Here is a 15,104-nt window from a genome sequence, read left to right on the forward strand (position 1 = left end):
ATAGGATTAACCAATCTTTCGTTAAATCTTGTTAAGGGGGAAAATTAATGACTCAAGAACCTATCGCTGTTACTATCGCTGGAAACGATAGCGATGGTAGTGCCGGCATGCCTGCTGACTTGCATGCTTTTTATGCGCGCAAAGTCTATGGCATGGGCTTAATGACAGCTGCCGTTGCTGGCAATACTACTGGAATTTATGCCGCTCAGATTATGCCAATCGACTTTATTCAAAAACAATTCGACGTTTTGGCAGCTGATTTCGACATTAAAGCCACTAAAACTGGCATGGTCGCAGATTCTACCGTAATGAATGTAGTGGCCGACAATTTAGAAAAGTATGATTTTGGCAAAATTGTCATCGATCCAGTAATCTCAACTAAACATGGCAATAGCTTGATGGACGAGGACTCTTATCAAACCTTCATCAAGCGCTTAGTGCCACTAGCTGACATTATTACGCCAAATTATTACGAACAGAAAAAACTTACCGGCTTAGAACTAACTAGCCTAGATGAAGTCAAACAAGCCGCCAAATTATTGCAAGACATGGGAGCTAAGAACGTCTTGATGAAAGGTCGTCATGATGGCTCTAATAGCCAAGTAACTGATTTGTTATTGACTCAAGATGGCCAATTCCATACCTTTGCCAAGCCATATTTTGCTACTGACAGAGTTAATGGCACCGGCGATACCCTCTCAGCCGTAATTGCAGCTGAACTAGCTAAAAAAACGCCTTTAATTGATAGCGTCAAGATCGCCATCGACTTCACTTATCAGGCCTTAAGTCATCCGATTATCGTTGGTTCTAAATATGGTCCAATCAACCACTGGGCCGGCGAAAATTTGTAAGAAAAAAGCTAAGATTCCCATCGAGGATCTTAGCTTATTTTTATAATCCAATATGTTGCCATGGCTTGACGTCAATTGCTGGCTCTTCAAGCAAGGCTTGTCGCTCTTTAGTTAAGTACTTCTTGTTAACAACAACGTCATAAACGTATTCCTTGAACCATTCGTGGCTAGCAGTGTAAAAACCATTGTGGCCCATCTTGTCGCCCCAAGAGTTTTCAATCTTCCATTTGCGAATGTCGCCCCTGTCTTCGTCAACGCCAACTAAAGTCATATCGTGAGTGGCGCTTCCTTCGCCAGTTGCCAAGCGATCTGCCTTGCTCATTTGCGTATCAACGCCAAACAATTCATCAGTTTGATACAAGTTTGGATCCATGAAACCACTCTTGCGTTCCATTTGCTTAGAAACGTCATTGCCAAACATAACTGCTTGTCCGTCTTTAAGTTGCGCCATGGCTGCTTGAGCTAAGTCTTCAATTGGCAAGTTCAAGCCAACAATTGGTTGACCATCAGCAACATTGTCATAGATATCTTGGTGGTAACGCTTGTTGTATTCGAAGTTTGGCACATTCAATAAGAGAACATAGTCATCAAATGGGAAGTCGCCCAAGTACTTTTGCAAGAATTGACGTGGAGTCAAGTTTTTGTCCAAATGATATTCTTTCTTATCATCGCGATATTCTAAGTCAAATTGCTTTGGCGGCTCGCCAAAAGCAATAGCTAGCATGCGGTAGACCTCGTTTAGATATTGCTTTTTTGCCTTTTGGGCTTCTTCAAGCTTGCCGTCTTGCACTAACTTGCGCAAAGCCAAGGCATCTTTTCTTTCCTTGCGGGCCAAAGAATCATCAATTGCATTAGTGTGGTTGGTGTTGAAATTTTCTGGCATTGCGTATGATGGCACGACGCCGTATTTTTTAATTAAGTTAACAGCCATTGGCCAAAGACCACCATCTTGTCCAACAAAATTAAGCCAAGCTTGTACTTCGCGATCGTCTAAGGGCTTGTCTGCCAAGGCAATAGTAGCATTGTAGAAGGCATTGGCACGCTCTATTTTATCCCAGAAAAAGGTGTAGGCTTGAGAGAAGGTAAAGTCCTTGATGTTGTACTTTTTGCCAAAGAAATGACGAAGCAAGTTCAAACTAGAAAATTCCCAGCAACGACCTGATTGTTGTTGGTTAGTTACCCCCCCAATCTCTAATTCAGTTGAAAAAACATGATTGAAGTTTTGGCTAACCTGATCATTGAATGAGGCTTCAAGAAGGCCGCTGCGACGAGCAGCTCTTGAAAGCACTGGGTTTTCTTTCTTGCTGTTGAAATCAGCTGAAAATTCAGCTAAGCTTTGTTCAGTTAATGCTGTCATAATATACCTCGTGATTTAAGTAAATATTAATAAATTTAATATATCATTGCTATCGTTAGCTTGTAAACCTTTTGACTTATAGAATAAGTACTAATATTTTTGCGAGTTATAGAAATTTTGGCTATAATTTACAATAGTTTATAACTAAAATGAGGAAACAATATGGATGACAAACTAATCAAAATCGCATACTTATACGAAGACCTGATGAACACTTATGGCGACTCAGGCGACGTTAAAATTTTGAAATTCCTACTAAAAAAAGAAGGCTACGACACTCAAGTTGACAATATCTCCTTGGGCGATGAATTCGATACCGACGACTATGACTTTGTCTTTTTTGGTGGTGGACAAGACTTCGAACAGACTGTTGTTGCTAAAGACCTGCCTCGTCACAAAGAGACTTTAGAAAAATACATCAATGACAAAAATCCAATGCTCTGCATCTGCGGCGGCTATCAATTGCTTGGAGACTACTACAAGACCAACTCAGGCGTAACAATCAAGGGATTAGGTATTTTGCCTTTACACACTATCTTCAAGTCTGACAAGCGGATGATTGGCGATACCCGCTACATGACCGAATGGGGCGAAGTTAAAGCCTTTGAAAATCACTCAGGTCAAACTTATTTTGATGATACTGATAAATTGCATCCCTTCGGCGAAATGATCGAAGGCTATGGCAATAACCCTCAAGACAAAGTCGAAGGCTTGCGCTACCGCAATTTAATCGGTTCATACTCACATGGTCCACTACTTAAAAATATCAATGTAGCCAATGCCATTATCAAACAGATTCTCGAGCGCCACGAAAAGCGTCTAGCAAAATAACTAATAAAAAGGATGACAATCACTGATTAGCTAAGATCAAGTGATTTGCCATCCTTTATTTTTGCTTTAAATTTTTATCTTTCTTCTTAGGAGTAATATTCAAAGCCATGGCTGCTAGCACAACTAAAATCGAGCCTAGCCAGTCCATCGGCATCATTACCAAGCCAAAGATCAAGACTGAACCAACAGTTGCTGAAAATGGTTCAAACGCATCTAATAAACTTGCAGTTGAAGGCTTAATGAATCTCAAAGAATTAGCCATCAACTGAAACGGAATCAAAGTTCCTATCACAATTACCCCGCCTGTACATAGCCAAACTTGGGCAGTATTAGGAATCTTAGGCATAGATGGATGAATCAGCAACAAACAAATCCCAGCAATCAACAAGCCCCAACCCGTAACAATCAAGCTTGATTGCCTTTTTAAGACTTGAATCGGGATCAAGGTATTGGTTGCAACCCCTACAGCTGAAAGTAGGCCCCAGAAAAGCACCTGTGGGGTAATAGCAAAGTGATTGAAATTGCCATGGGTAGCAAGCAAGACCACGCCGATAAAGGCAACAATTGCAGCTAGCCAGTCAATCCGGCGCATTACCTGCTTATGAGTGATCGCTAAATATCCCATTACGAAAAACGGCCCAATAAACTGCAAGATTGTCGCAATTGAAGCATTAGCCTTTTGAACAACGATAAAGTAAAACAATTGAACCGGCAATAATCCTAATAAGCCATAGGCAATAATGTCGCGGGCATTGTTTTTATCAATGATTGCCTTTATGGGATGTTGCTTTAAGCATCCTGCCAAAATTAATAAAATAATTCCGGCAACAATCATTCTGACTTGAGTCAGCCACATCGGGGTAATTTGCGAGCTGATATTGAATAAGGCCTTGGCAAATAGCCCTGAAATTCCCCACATAATGCATGCTAGTGCTGCCATCAATGCCCAAAAGCGACGCTGCTTTACTGTTGTCATCAAAAATCCTCCATCATAAAACACTAAATTCCATGATAACACACGGTAATTTGGCAATGGAAAAATTTTTCAATATTTAGGATCGATCGTAAAACGGTCGAAAAAACGGTCGAATCATGAATCGACCGTTTTTTTGCGTGCGTATTAGTATTATACTTGTAATAAGAACTTTCTAAAGGGCGGTAGTAAAGGAGGTAATTTTATGCGAGAAACAAGAAATTTGGAATTCAAAGAACAACTTACCAATACATTTCTAAAAACTGTTAGTGCTTTTGCAAATTATGGTACTGGAACAATCAAGTTTGGGGTGAAAGATGATGGAACAATCATCGGAGTACAAAACCCCGTTGATTTTTGCTTAAATATTGAAAATAAGATCAATGATTCAATTAACCCACATCCAGATTACAGTCTAAAAATAGATGACGAAACAAATGTTGTTATCCTTACTGTCAAACAGGGGAGCAATCCTCCGTATTTATACAAATCCAAGGCCTATAAAAGAAATGATACTGCTTCAATTGAAGTAGATAGATCTGAATTATCCCAATTAATATTAATTGGTGAAAACAAGACATTTGATAGTTTAAATTCTACAAACCAGCGTCTTACTTTTTCCATTCTCGAAGAAGCCCTGCAAGATAAATTAGGAATTGAAAAACTATCCTCAGATATCTTGATTACTCTTAATTTAAAACAAAAAGATGGCAGTTATACCAATGCTGGTGAATTGATAGCAGACAGAAATAATTATCGCGGAATAGATATAGTCCGTTTTGGCGAAAATATCAATATTATCCTTGATCGAGTAAGTTTTGAACATGTATCTATTTTGAAACAGTATCAGCAAAGTATTCAAAAATACCAGCAATACTATCAACACGAAGAAATTATAGGTTCAACTCGCAATATAGTAAGCTTAATCCCTGAAGAAGCCTTTCGCGAAGCTATTGCCAATGCAATAGTTCACCGAATTTGGAATATTAATTCACAAATTAAAGTTTCCATGTTTGAAGATAGAATCGAAATCGTTTCACCTGGTGGCTTACCACAAGGGTTAAGCAGAGATGAATATCTTTCTGGACAAATTTCTATCTTACGAAATCCAATTATCGCAAATATCTTTTTCAGATTAGGTTTAATTGAGCAATTTGGCACAGGAATTCGAAGAATTATGAATACCTATCAAAAAAGTTTGATTAAGCCTCAATTTGAAATCTTTGCAAATTCTATCAAAATAGTTTTACCTGTTTTAAAATATATTATGAATGATTTATCTGATGAATCCGCCAAAATTTATGAAGCTATTAGACTAGGATCAAACACGACCGCCAAACTTGTCAAAGAAAGCAAATTTGGTAAGACCAAAGTATTAAAAATACTGAATCAATTAATAGAGCAAGGCTACATAGCTAAAATTGGCAGAGGTAAAGCAACTAAATACGTTATAAGCAGCGATCGATCGTAAAGCGGTCGAAAAAACGGTCGAATCATGAATCGACCGTTTTTTTGCGTGCGTATTTGGTAGATATACTTATCGTTACCTTTTTTAGATATCAAGCTAATTTAACAACTTGAGTAAATTGAGCCCTTTCTTCATCACTAACTTTATGCGCAACTTCAATTATATATTGGAAATATTCTAGCATAATAAGTGGACAAGTCTTTAGATTCTAACACAGAAAATAAAGATTTATGACCTTTCAAAATTATAGACATCAATAAACTTAGCGCGAGCATCTTTTCATTCGAAGCTTCTCGATTTACCACAGGTTTTATATACGATACCGCAACTAGCTCGTTATTACTATTTTCGATATTTATTTTTTTATAGTTATTAAATATGTCTGTGTTGCTATCAACTCTATCTTTTATATTTCGGTTAATAATTGCGCTAAATACTTTTGATATTTGAATCTGTTTATAATGTATTATACAAATTTACAAACAAAATAAAGGTGTCCCAGCTGTGGGACACTTTTTCCACTAAAGCAAATTTTTTATTATCATTAACTTAAGACTTTTGTCCTGCCTTGACTTGCTGAAATGAATACTCACATACCTCGTGCAAGAGATCCAGATTATTCATCTTCAAAAAATCAAGCTCTACTTTTATCTTGCTGTCATCTCGACTCTCACAGTAGTCCAGCAACAAGGTCATAAAGTAGTACCTAATTCTTTCAAAAGCATATTTTTGCGGAATCAAATCACTACTAAAATACGATAGTAGCCTTTTTGCAAGATCAGTATTTCCTCTGATCAAGATATAAACTGCATTAATCAAAGTATTGTAGACGATTTGGTAATTTTCGTTATCCTGTAATTCGGCAAATTTGACATAATTTACTATTTGAGCACTAATTCTAAAAATATCTGAACTATCTAATAACAAAGCTGTATTGCCAAAATTCATAAAGTCTTCGTAATACCAGTCTTCAATCTTTAAAAAATAGTTCTTCAATCTTTTTCTATTAGTCTGAGTAAAAATATTCTTGCCAGTTAATTCCATATAACAATTGCAAGCCAAGGCAACCTTCCAAAAGTCTCGTCCAGATAAAATTACGTGATCCTGAAGTTGACAAATTCTCAATAAGAAATCTGTATTGTTTTCTAAATATGCATCTTCAACTTCACGAATGTCTTGGACAATTTCCTTAGCAAGGCCATTATTAATCAATTCAATCGGTCTGATGTGTAGTTTCTTAATCAACTGCAACACCTGATTGAAGGATAGATTATCCTGGCCTCGCTCCCAGCGATCTAAACTCGATTTAGAGGTTATGCCCTCGCTTGTCAATCGTAAACTTTTATTTCTATTTTGACGTATCAATCTAAATTTATTACCATAGCTATTTTCCATAGAGGAGTCCTCAAGATGCAAAGATCTAAATTAATCAGTTTATTAAGCAAGTTAATCATTGGTGGCGGCATCGTAATCAGCCATATCGCCTTGCCAGCAATCACTGCATTATCTACTTTTTCACATTAACACTTAACTATAAATTATAACAGGATAGCGATTGTAACAAAAATCTTGCTCATAGAAAGCAAAAACGGCTGAAAATTATTCGACCGTTTTTTTGATGTCAAAAAAATTCTTTTCGAAAAGGAAATTAAATTAGCTAAACTTTTCGTCAATTACTTTATTTCCATATCTTGTAGAACAATTCTACTCACATTTAGTCTAATTTCAATTGGGGCGTGTGGATCTTGAGTAAATATCTGAATCATTTCTACGTTAGATCTTGGATAGTAAAACATTTCCTCAAACTTTATCCAATTCTCGTTAGTAAATAAATTCGGATATTTTTCTTTCGCGACTATCAAAGCAATTAGATCCGGCATTATTTCATGAACAATTCTTTTTACATTTAGCTTTAGTCGCTTTTGATCAACTAATAAAAACACATCATCGTATAACTCAGCAGCATATGATAACAGATTTACAATCTTTTCTTTTTTATAGCCTTGTACTTGATCTATCAACATGTGTGACAGTTCATGAAATACAAAAAAATCATATACTATCCTTGTTTCGTTGCTTATTTTGGACAAATACAAGAACTTTATAGGCATAATTATCTTATTAGTTTTCCTACTATAACTAGGCGCTATCCCTTTGTCAATCACTTCAAAACTTGGTTTAAGGTTAGATTTGATCTGCAATCGCTCACAGACAACTTTCTCAAACAGATCTAAATTATTAACAAAGTCCTGTTTATAGTTGCTAACATCTACTTTTATATCACAAATCCCATATCCTAATAACCGTGCAACCTCCGATACATCGCTACACTTTACTTTGACACTTTTATTACCTAAAAGAAGAAGCCAGTTATTATCTTGCATGTAATCTTTGACCATCAAACTCTAAAACCTTAATATTACCTTTTTCAATCAAGTCTTCATCTAAATTATGTGCAACTTCAATCACTGTTATCGGAAGATTATATATTAGTTGACGAATTTTTCTTGCATTTGTTTTATCCAAACTAGAAGTAATTTCGTCTAAAAGCAATATAGATCTTTGTCGCAACAATCCCCTCGCAATTGTTAATCTTTGTAATTGTCCCCCTGACAAATTATCGTTAATCACAAATGATAACGGATCTTCGCCTAATTCTTTATCCAAATGGACCAACTCCAAAACCTTATTTAAAGTTTCGATATCATAGTTTTGATAAAGTGTAAGATTATCTTTCACAGTTCCTACAAAATACCATGGCTTTTGTGAGATCAAAATAGAATCAGATAATTTAATTGGACTCCCTTCTAACAAAACTTGACCTTTTCTTGCTTTTAATTGACCAGAAATCAGACTCAAAATAGTCGATTTTCCAACACCAGACGGGCCCGTTATTATAACCTTATCCAATTTCGCTATATTTAAATTTAAATTCGAAATGACAGTCTTATCTCCATACCCAGCAACTACATCTTTTAACTCTATAAAAGATTTTTCTGGAGTCGATATACTTTGTACCTCTTTTTCTTCAGAAGATAATTCATAATACTCAATTTTTCTGATCTTTTTTGTACCTGTTATTTGAGTATAATAATTAGTCAACTCCCTAATTCCCCCGAGAACATGATCAGCAGTCAAAGATAGAGTTACTACAGTTCCAATTTTGACACCTAGCCAACCTTTAGCAATACATATCAATCCGATAATAATCGGAAACACGCTTGATAATACTGCACCTATCCAAGTGTAATACTGAGCGGTAAATCTAGCATGATTTAATTGGTAGTATGCCCCTTCTTCAGATCTGAGTTTTTTATCAAAAATATTCAAAAAAGCTGGCATTACGCTATATTTGTTAATTTCAAGTTTTCCTGAAGTTATTTCCTTAATAATTGAAATGAGTTTATTATTTTTGTTACTCCAATCTTTAGTACTGCCACTTAATTTATTACGGGACAAATAAGAAGGTACCATACTGATAAATGACATCAAAATATAAATACTACCTAGATATAGATTAGTTCCCAATACTACAATTGCTGTAGATATAATCGTAATAAAGCATTGAACTAAATAAAATATTGGTTCAAAATATCTTTGCTCAATTTGAGAAGAAATATTTGTCAGCAAATTAAGTGATTCTGTAGTATCTGTTGAAATATCCTTTAATTGATATTTAAATAGCTCTGATTTAAGTTTGGTGTTTAAATGTTTTATCGCAAGCTGCTTACAGACTAAAAACAAATATGCTGAAGTGTAGGTTACTAAATATGCTAAAAAAATACCCAAACCAAATATCAATACCTCATTCAAATTGTTGAAATCAATACTAGTTATTTTCCCTAAAACATATCCATTTATTACTCCTTCAAAGGAACTAAAAACAGATAGTAATAAAATGGCAGTTAGTAAAAGAGATGGAATAGACTTCAATACCCACTTCAAATCAATAGTCTTCTCTTTCTTCATCTTTTAACACCTCCGTCAACAAATCTAGAATAAAAATTATCCCTAAATTTCCAGCTCCTAAATCCTGTTTGATATCAATTCCCTGATCTGCTTTCCATCCTAGCTCAGATTTAGTAGATCTAAAATTAGTTAAGATATATGATTGCCAGTATTTTAATATATGTCTGACTCTTTTTCTATTAGTCAACGAAATTCTTCTATTTTTCATTCCAATTATCAATGGCAAAATGAATCCTGCCACACCATTATTAACACCACTATTAGCCATAAATGGAACATCATATAAATCTAAAAAATTATTTTTTAAGAATCTACTATCGCTAGTACACATCGCATAAAGTACTAATCCGGCTCCTCCTGTCATCAAAGAGGGATACACTACTCCGTCAGTATTTAATCCTATAAAGATACCATCCACAAAGGATTCATTATAAATATTATAAATTTTGTTTCTCACTTTATCTAATAAAGTCTCTCTGACCATATATCCATTAGATACTAAATATTCTAAAGTTAATCCAATTCCTATATCCCCATACTCCAAATTACTCTCTGGAACCATATCAATATTTTCTTCTATGGATAATAATAAATCTTCTATAATATTACTGAAGTTCGGATAATTTTTTATTCTGCTTAAATACTCTAAGCCTAATATTATCCCACTAATTCCATTGGCCAAACTAAGATCTTTGTTTAAGCCCTCCCTATGGTATTCTATAAGAAGATCTACTAATGGCATATTTTCTTCATAGCTGCAATCTAAATTTGCTAAGACACATGCCAAACCTATTTTTCCAAAAAATAGTCCCTGGCTGATTAATTTCTTATGATATTGTTCTAGAATCCATATTCGACATCTTTTTCTATCTTCTTTGTTTAGTTTTTTTATACTGTTCAAGTACAGCAAAGTGCCTGGAATACCGTATGACAAAGATAGATTTGACTTAATATAATTTGTAGTTGATATATCAGCAATAGTACCACACTCTATTTTTTTGATGATACTAGTTATAATTGCATCCTTCGCCGGTTGAATTATTTTATCTTGTTCAAGATCTGCTACTGTCTTATCTATAGACAATAGATCTAAAATCATGTTAACCATATTTTTCAAACTAGGATATTGGTTCACAATAAGATTTAAATAGTACTTTATTAGTTTAGGATCTTTATCAACTTCTTGATTTTTTTGAGTCAGTATCCAAAACATAGACATTCCTAATTTATAGTTATCTGCTTCAAGTTCTGAAAACTTTTCTTCTGATACAGGTGCAAACAACTCTGTTTTTAAATTCAAATATGGTTCTCCCATCCCTATTTTATGAACACTCTCGATATCAATTGCGTGAATATTCAATTCATCATCAACAATAAAGTTATCAGGTGATACATCACCGAATACATATCCCCTACTATGAAGTTCTTTTATTAACTTTTTTAAATTACAAAATATCATACGTACTTTTTGCAAATCTAAAGTAGTAACTATCTTTTTTGGTTTAGTTATCCCCAATTTAGCCGAATAGTCTCTCAAACTAATTCCATTCACAAATTTTTCAGCCAGAAAATAATCTTTGCCAATATAAAAGTCATCTATAAAATCTGGCAAATTCAAAATACTACTTAATTCTGTATTTAATAGATTACTTTTCTCATTTTTCTTAAGTAGTTGTTGTGTACCTTCAGGGTATTCTCTACTGGATAGAGCACCATACTTTGCCATTTTTATGATTACTTTAGTATTTTTATTTTTACCTAAGTATATATTTCCACTTGCGAGTCTCCTAAGTATTTTATGGACTTCAATCTCTTTTCCATATGTATCTCCTATAAATACTAGGCTCGTATTTTTCAGATCATTATGAGTATCCCCGCTAATGAATTGAGGTATCATAATATTCTTAGGAACAAAGAAATATGGTCGACGTACATCTTCTACCTTTATTCCTAAATTATCTACGATATAACTGCGAACAGTATTATCATCATCTACCTCAATAATTGGATTAATTGCACCATATCTGTAATGCACTATTGTAGAATTTCGAAATGAGTTATCACTAGGAACCTTTAATCCATCAAATTTTTTCAATGCATCTGTTAACTCTACTAAAATACACTCAAAATCATCTATATTATTTGGATATATAGTTATTATTTTTCCAAACTGAGACGGTGATACAACTTTCCCAGTCATAACCGCATATCCTTCCAAACTCCAAATAAATTTGAATGATGTTTTTTTCTTATCACATATTGTATTTACTACTTTTAGAGTAACTTCAAAATTCGATAATAACGGAGAAACATGTATTTTCCAACCAGAAATTTTATTATTTAGACCATAATTTACATATTGAAATATTCCCTCTCTGCTTATTCCCCCCTGAAATTTAACTTTATTGATAAATGAAAATGCGTGTTGGCTTTCAAATTCTTTATATATACCCAAGTTAGTAGTTATTTCTCTCATAATAATAAAAGCTGGATACCTAGATCCAGCTCTCCTTTCACAGAAAAATTAATTAGTCTGGTTAAAACAATTTTGACTTAGAGTTGACCAACTAAGTTGCTCAGACTCCTTATCTTCAGCTTCTAACTTTTCTAATAATTCTTCTAATGCTTCAGTGTTTTTGGACATCGTTAACCTCCTATAATTCTAATAGCCCGAAATATTCAGGTAATTAAATAACAACTTTGGATCTTGATTAGATATTAAATACTATCCACGAGATCTAAAATTATTATGGCACAAATATTTGTAAAAAATAAATATGTCCCATATATGGGACGGATTTATTGATCTTAAATTATAAACAGTTATATATTTTGTAATTTTTTCTAATCTATCAATCGTAAACTTTTATTTCTATTTTGACGTATCAATCTAAATTTATTACCATAGCTATTTTCCATAGAGGAGTCCTCAAGATGCAAAGATCTAAATTAATCAGTTTATTAAGCAAGTTAATCATTGGTGGCGGCATCGTAATCAGCCATATCGCCTTGCCAGCAATCACTGCATTATCTACTTTTTCACATTAACACTTAACTATAAATTATAACAGGATAGCGATTGTAGCAAAAATCTTGCTCATAGAAAGCAAAAACGGCCGAATGATAAATCGACCGTTTTTTTGCGTGCATATTTTAAGCTTCTTGTAAGGTCTTACCCTTAGCTTCAGCGATGAATTCTTTGAGTTCATCATCAGTGAAGTAGTCGCCATATTTGTGTTTTGCCTGTGTAAAGATAAAACTATCTTACATTGATGCAGCGATTAGCGCATCAATAAAATTCTTCACACCAACCAGCCGTTCTCTTTCTTCGCCATACAAAGTCCAGTCTAATTTGTTCGTTTCGTAACTCACGATGCTCGCCCTCCTGTCTTGGTTTAGTTCGTTAACTCTATTTTGAGCCCAAATAAATTGCTCATTCAGGCTAACTTTTTGATCATTCATCAGCTTTGCCAGTTCTTTAAGTTCTGCGCTTTCGCCGGCAAAGTCTCCTTTCGAGTTAATGATAACCTTTGTGGCACCGTCGATCAATTTCGCAGAAATGAGTGCAACAAAAAGACGAGATTGCTCTCGCCTTTGTTATCTATGCTTCTTGCAAGGGCCTGCCTTTGGCTTCATTCATGAATTGTTTGATCTGTTTATCAGTGAAGTATTTGCCGTATCTCTTTTGGGCTTGAGTGAAAATCAGCTCATCAGAAAGTCCACTTTCACTAAAACCGATAATCAAGTTGTTTAGACCTTCACATCTTGCTTCGTTGCGACCTTCTTCAAGACCTTCTTCACGGCCTTTCTTTATGCCTTCTTGTCTGCCATACAATTCACGGTCCATCAGTTTTGCTTCATAACTCACAATATCCGACCTCCTGTCTTTGTTTAGTTCATCAATTCTGTTTTGTGCCCAAATAAATTGCTCATTCAGGCTAACTTCTTTATCATTCATGAGATTCGCCAGCTCTTTAAGTTCTGCGCTTTCGCTGGCAAAGTCTCCTTTTGAGTTAATGATAACCTTTGTGGCACCGTCATTCAACTTTAAGTCACTATCTTTGGTATCGACGGTTTTGAAGAAATGCACTGCTCGATCATCTTTCTTGCTAAAGGCATCGGATGGATCTTCCGAACAAAGAAAGATGATATAAGTGTCTGGTAATTGAGAATAGTCTTTGCCGACTTTCAAGATTCCATCTCCATCGATGATCGACTGATAGTAACGCACCCTGCGCCCTAAGTAAGCACTAGCTGTCGTCTGCATCTCGATGTCAAAGATTCGTCCTCGATCATCAACTACCTTGATGTCTAAGCGAATATCCTTAGCTTCGCGATCATCATTGCCGATGGCATCTTGCTTATGGAATTCAATGATTTTCTTGATGTTCAAGTCAGGCAATATAATCTGCAAGAGATACAGGCAGAACTCCTGGTTTTCCATCACCCAGCCAAAGATCTTATCCTCAGTGAAAGGATATTTCTTCAGCGGAACGTATTTTGCTTCATGAGACATGAAGTTTCCTCGTTTCAAATAGTAGTAGAGGTAAAATTACCCCTCCATTATCTAAATACGTAAAAAATCTCGATTTATTTTTTTGATTTTTCTATCTTTACTATTTCTTAAGATTTTGCCGGATGCTACAAAAAAGGCGGATCAAATATCCGCCTCAAATCATTATCAATCTTGTTTTGCTAGTAGCCACATAGTTCCATCTGCCGTGTAGTATGAACCATCTCTTTTAATGGTGAAGTTAACCGTCAATTTCTTCGTCTTAACAATCAATTTGCCTTTTTGCTTTGAAACTTCAGCTCTGCCAAGATCAGCCTTTTGCCCTGCCGTCAACATGTTGCCCTTCTCATCGATTGCCTGTCGAAACTGCTTAGCTGTTGCTGTATCGACCTTAGCAACACTGGTCATAGCAACAAGATACGCTTTATTTTTTTCAAAACGCAAGCTATACTAACCGCCGAGCTTATTATCGGAGACGCTTTGCGAAGTTGTTAAGCTTTTTCCGATCAAGTCTGAAGGAACGGTCTGCTTGTTTTGATAGTAGAACACGCCACCAGCAGCGATTAAGATTAATCCAATCACCGCAATTATCTTTTTCATAATCGATTACCACCTTTCTGTTAGGTACGATTATCTCTTGCTTTTTAAAAAACTTATCATATTTTATTATAATTTTTATTTTATAAAAATGCAATAAAAAAGAGACCTTATCAAGATCTCTGCTATTTCTTTCTATCTAATACAAATGGTCCGCTAACTCCTGCAACTAGTCCATAGAAAAAGTACAGCGAATAAATATCTGTCTGCTGAGGATATCTAACCCATAAAATTCCCGACATCAAAACCAACAAACCAGCTAGAAAAAGGGTTGAGGAATAGTGCATATTCGACATATAGCTAACTGATGCGCCAATAGTTAGCAGTAGCAAAATACTAAATACTACAACAATCAATGGACCCTTTCCTCCAAGATCAATATCTAACATTCTTGCACCGGAAAACAGCTGCCAAATCATATAAAATGCCAGGCTTAGGCCCAATACCAACATAATAATTCGAATAATTAAACATATCTTTTTGGGGATCATAAACACACTTCCCTATATCTAAATCCTACTTAAATTATAGCCAAATTTATCCAG

Annotated in this window: 13 protein-coding genes; 3 read left to right on the forward strand and 10 right to left on the reverse strand. The window is 35.0% G+C overall.

Annotation, left to right across the window (positions count from 1 at the left end):
• Nucleotides 1–47 precede the first annotated feature (47 nt).
• Entirely contained in the window at nucleotides 48–851 is an 804-nt protein-coding gene (gene thiD / locus BN53_RS00625) for a bifunctional hydroxymethylpyrimidine kinase/phosphomethylpyrimidine kinase (protein ID WP_009558931.1), read from the forward strand.
• 40 nt (nucleotides 852–891) lie between these two features.
• Here the strand turns inward: thiD and BN53_RS00630 are convergent, their stop codons facing one another.
• Complete coding sequence (locus BN53_RS00630) at nucleotides 892–2,208, reverse strand: C1 family peptidase (RefSeq protein ID WP_009558932.1); 1,317 nt, start codon at nucleotides 2,206–2,208, stop codon at nucleotides 892–894.
• A 162-nt stretch (nucleotides 2,209–2,370) separates the two neighbouring features.
• Between BN53_RS00630 and BN53_RS00635 the strand changes: the two genes are divergently transcribed.
• Entirely contained in the window at nucleotides 2,371–3,039 is a 669-nt protein-coding gene (locus BN53_RS00635) for a type 1 glutamine amidotransferase (protein ID WP_009558933.1), read from the forward strand.
• Nucleotides 3,040–3,094: 55 nt separating this feature from the next.
• Here BN53_RS00635 and BN53_RS00640 read toward each other — a convergent pair whose 3' ends face one another.
• The gene (locus tag BN53_RS00640; RefSeq protein ID WP_009558934.1) at nucleotides 3,095–4,015 is read right to left on the reverse strand and encodes an EamA family transporter; all 921 of its coding nucleotides are present in this window, start codon (nucleotides 4,013–4,015) and stop codon (nucleotides 3,095–3,097) included.
• 202 nt (nucleotides 4,016–4,217) lie between these two features.
• On the opposite strand from BN53_RS00640, the gene BN53_RS00645 reads away from it, so the two are divergent.
• Entirely contained in the window at nucleotides 4,218–5,483 is a 1,266-nt protein-coding gene (locus tag BN53_RS00645; protein WP_009558935.1) for an ATP-binding protein, read from the forward strand.
• A gap of 546 nt (nucleotides 5,484–6,029) precedes the next feature.
• Here the strand turns inward: BN53_RS00645 and BN53_RS00650 are convergent.
• The 8 genes from BN53_RS00650 to BN53_RS00685 form a co-directional block, all read right to left on the reverse strand.
• Entirely contained in the window at nucleotides 6,030–6,734 is a 705-nt protein-coding gene (locus BN53_RS00650; RefSeq protein WP_238318398.1) for an Rgg family transcriptional regulator, read from the reverse strand.
• A 419-nt stretch (nucleotides 6,735–7,153) separates the two neighbouring features.
• Nucleotides 7,154–7,864 (reverse strand): Conserved protein, encoded by a 711-nt coding sequence (locus BN53_RS00655; RefSeq protein WP_009558938.1) that lies wholly within the window; start codon nucleotides 7,862–7,864, stop codon nucleotides 7,154–7,156.
• On the reverse strand, nucleotides 7,854–9,449 hold the full coding sequence (locus BN53_RS00660; protein WP_009558939.1) for an ATP-binding cassette domain-containing protein: 1,596 nt from the start codon (nucleotides 9,447–9,449) through the stop codon (nucleotides 7,854–7,856). The genes BN53_RS00655 and BN53_RS00660 overlap by 11 nt, the downstream gene beginning before the upstream one ends.
• Nucleotides 9,427–11,925, reverse strand: a complete 2,499-nt coding sequence (locus BN53_RS00665) for a class III lanthionine synthetase LanKC N-terminal domain-containing protein (RefSeq protein ID WP_040537217.1) — start codon at nucleotides 11,923–11,925, stop codon at nucleotides 9,427–9,429. The genes BN53_RS00660 and BN53_RS00665 overlap by 23 nt, the downstream gene beginning before the upstream one ends.
• Nucleotides 11,926–13,050: 1,125 nt before the next feature.
• Entirely contained in the window at nucleotides 13,051–13,965 is a 915-nt protein-coding gene (locus tag BN53_RS00675) for an Rpn family recombination-promoting nuclease/putative transposase (protein WP_009558943.1), read from the reverse strand.
• A gap of 165 nt (nucleotides 13,966–14,130) precedes the next feature.
• Nucleotides 14,131–14,406: a hypothetical protein gene (locus BN53_RS00680; protein ID WP_009558944.1), complete on the reverse strand. Its 276-nt coding sequence runs from the start codon at nucleotides 14,404–14,406 to the stop codon at nucleotides 14,131–14,133.
• A gap of 6 nt (nucleotides 14,407–14,412) precedes the next feature.
• Nucleotides 14,413–14,562: a hypothetical protein gene (locus BN53_RS09525; protein ID WP_009558945.1), complete on the reverse strand. Its 150-nt coding sequence runs from the start codon at nucleotides 14,560–14,562 to the stop codon at nucleotides 14,413–14,415.
• A 122-nt stretch (nucleotides 14,563–14,684) separates the two neighbouring features.
• On the reverse strand, nucleotides 14,685–15,050 hold the full coding sequence (locus BN53_RS00685; protein WP_009558946.1) for a hypothetical protein: 366 nt from the start codon (nucleotides 15,048–15,050) through the stop codon (nucleotides 14,685–14,687).
• Nucleotides 15,051–15,104 lie beyond the last annotated feature (54 nt).

The organism is Lactobacillus pasteurii DSM 23907 = CRBIP 24.76 (genome assembly GCF_000297025.1).
Lineage (GTDB): Bacteria > Bacillota > Bacilli > Lactobacillales > Lactobacillaceae > Lactobacillus > Lactobacillus pasteurii.

Excerpts from the sequence above, each read along its gene's own strand:
- thiD (WP_009558931.1), top strand. The coding sequence starts at position 48 with ATGACTCAAGAACCTATCGCTGTTACTATCGCTGGAAACGATAGCGAT.
- BN53_RS00630 (WP_009558932.1), bottom strand. The coding sequence starts at position 2,208 with ATGACAGCATTAACTGAACAAAGCTTAGCTGAATTTTCAGCTGATTTC.
- BN53_RS00635 (WP_009558933.1), top strand. The coding sequence starts at position 2,371 with ATGGATGACAAACTAATCAAAATCGCATACTTATACGAAGACCTGATG.
- BN53_RS00640 (WP_009558934.1), bottom strand. The coding sequence starts at position 4,015 with ATGACAACAGTAAAGCAGCGTCGCTTTTGGGCATTGATGGCAGCACTA.
- BN53_RS00645 (WP_009558935.1), top strand. The coding sequence starts at position 4,218 with ATGCGAGAAACAAGAAATTTGGAATTCAAAGAACAACTTACCAATACA.
- BN53_RS00655 (WP_009558938.1), bottom strand. The coding sequence starts at position 7,864 with ATGCAAGATAATAACTGGCTTCTTCTTTTAGGTAATAAAAGTGTCAAA.
- BN53_RS00660 (WP_009558939.1), bottom strand. The coding sequence starts at position 9,449 with ATGAAGAAAGAGAAGACTATTGATTTGAAGTGGGTATTGAAGTCTATT.
- BN53_RS00665 (WP_040537217.1), bottom strand. The coding sequence starts at position 11,925 with ATGAGAGAAATAACTACTAACTTGGGTATATATAAAGAATTTGAAAGC.
- BN53_RS00675 (WP_009558943.1), bottom strand. The coding sequence starts at position 13,965 with ATGTCTCATGAAGCAAAATACGTTCCGCTGAAGAAATATCCTTTCACT.
- BN53_RS09525 (WP_009558945.1), bottom strand. The coding sequence starts at position 14,562 with ATGAAAAAGATAATTGCGGTGATTGGATTAATCTTAATCGCTGCTGGT.
- BN53_RS00685 (WP_009558946.1), bottom strand. The coding sequence starts at position 15,050 with ATGATCCCCAAAAAGATATGTTTAATTATTCGAATTATTATGTTGGTA.